Raw genomic sequence first — 2,334 nt, 5'->3', positions numbered from 1 at the left:
AGCATTGTTGCTCTTCGAGCTCGTTATTTATCTAATGAATGGGATTATGTCGTCGATAATTACTTAAAAGTCGCTTAACCCACCGAAAGTATCTGCACCCTTCTAACTTCGAACCCAAGATCCAATATAGGATACTCGAAAGCCAAGACATACATGACTATGAGGATAGCATAATCCCCATACGGTTAGCTATCGCAAATCGTTATTATAAATTCTGACTCCGTCTATATCCAAAGCCGGTGTAAATGATTCCGCCTAACCCTACAATACCCGTAAAAGCCATAATAGGAATGCCGATTATTTCTAAATATTTAAAATTAAAGAAGATACATAAGAATATAAAAGCTATCAAAAACATTACTATATCAACGACAGAATAGATATTCAGACGATTCAAAAAGAACTCTAGTATTCTTTTAATTGTAAGTATTGCCCCTAAGAATGTGAAAAAAAGCACAAAACAAACCAAAAAAGGTATAATCAAAATGCCTGCTAGGGTAAAAAACAGGAATAATGATAGCAAGCCCGTAACGATGAGCATAAATAATCCGATTAAAAACAAGAAAATTGGTTTTCTGAAAATTGTTTTCTCTATATTTTTGATATTTTTGGGAACTATCAGAACAAGGAGTATCCCGACAAAAAAAAGTAACGACCAAAAAATTACTTTGCCGACGATTAATAGTAAATTGATTATCTTAAAAGTCTCCCGAGTGAACTCCTTATGCAATTTAGAAAAGAAAGGATTAAGCGCAGCAAAAAGCTGCCCGGCAGTATATATTCCGGCTCCCCCAGTACGCACTGGACCTGAAACCTTCGCTCCTGGCTCAATAACTGCATCTCCTCCAATACACATAATAGCGCCGAGGACACGCGCATTAGCAGAGACATTCACGCTTCCACCTAAAACGATGATATCTTTAGCAACTTCATTGTTAACGGCAATCGAATCACCAAAAGCAATCACATTCCCCTTAATTATGCCATCAATTCTTACTGGTGAGCCGATAGCTATAAGAGATCCGGCTAAAACATCATTCTCGCTAACAGCGATACCACTACCTATCTGTATTAAGGCTGAGGGCTTACACTGGTCAACGATCGCATTTGCTGACGTCTGGAACAAACCAAAAGAAATTAACAAGATTAATATGTTTGCAATTTTCATTGACAAGATATCCCCCTCTTAGAATAAAAACATCGCAGTTAACAAATATATGGCTTATTATAACATATGAAATCGAGTAGACGGTAGCTGATTAGTTAACTTCTGCCCCTTACCATTACAGTTCCGTTTACGTTGGTTCAACAAGAATAAATGTACTGTCAAATACTTTTCAGCTCTAAACAGAAAACCAACTTCCTAAAGGTCAGTAACTATAACCGCTGCTGGCTGGCAGTTCAACTATACATCGCTGCACCGCTTGTTGTTTCTAAATTCATGCCCACAACTTATCTGCCAGATCCCCCATCTTTCACTCCATCTATCTGCTGCATATACACCACCTGTTTCGATTAGTTTAGGGCTCTGTTTTGTTATGCAAACTTACCCAACAGGCATATGCCTTTTGTGCAGTTCGTGTTCCTCAGACCAGAGCTTTGCCGCCGACTTCCTTCAGATTCCACCTCACGATGGACACCCTTGTCTTAAGCTAACGGTTGGCACTATCAACCCCCGTATCGGTCTCACTCCGACTAGAAAGCGCCCATGGGCGCACTAAAAAAAAAGAAAGGCATTAAACTGCCTTTCTTTTTAGATATTGTTTGGATGTCAAACCATTATTTTTAATAAGAAGGGATTGATCTTAATTATAACTTGCATTAACCATTACCGAGACAGTACCAAAATCCATCATATACTCAATTTTTTTCACATTTACTTCTCGCTGTAGAATTTTATCTTTCACCTTATCAATTAACATTTTTAATTCTTGTTCTTCCATGTTCTTCTACCTCCGTTTCTTGATCCATACACATATAATTCCCCATTTTAATTATTGTTAAACATTTTTTTTAAATCTCATGAAGAAGAACCGTATATATTGCTATAGAGACCGTCCTGCTAGGCTTTCTGCAATTAGATTATCAACCCTAGTCGAACAAAAACTAAATACACATTTACAATAAAGGTGATTTTTATCATAAATTATTTGCTCTACAAACGTTTAATATTATACCAAAGATTCTTAGCAAAAGGCTCGTTAATTTTGTTTTTCACAATAAACCATGAAAAATGCAGATTCAGGCGCAAGGCGCCAGGTGATTCAGAAACAAGGTATCCAGTCGATTCAGATGTGGTGTCCATGGGATTCAGATTCATGCTGTCCAGGTAAT

At 37.3% G+C, this 2,334-nt stretch carries 1 protein-coding gene; it reads right to left on the bottom strand.

What is annotated here, in order from left to right; translation table 11 throughout:
• Window positions 1–205 precede the first annotated feature (205 nt).
• Window positions 206–1,168: a hypothetical protein gene (locus DKM50_05630; GenBank protein PZM80190.1), complete on the bottom strand. Its 963-nt coding sequence runs from the start codon at window positions 1,166–1,168 to the stop codon at window positions 206–208.
• Window positions 1,169–2,334 lie beyond the last annotated feature (1,166 nt).

The sequence above is a fragment of the Candidatus Margulisiibacteriota bacterium genome (genome assembly GCA_003242895.1).
Lineage (GTDB): Bacteria > Margulisbacteria > Riflemargulisbacteria > GWF2-39-127 > GWF2-39-127 > GWF2-39-127.
This window is presented reverse-complemented; position numbering and strand designations above follow the sequence as displayed.

Bases quoted from the DNA above. Each gene is read 5' to 3' on its own strand.
- DKM50_05630 (PZM80190.1), bottom strand. From the start codon at position 1,168: ATGAAAATTGCAAACATATTAATCTTGTTAATTTCTTTTGGTTTGTTC.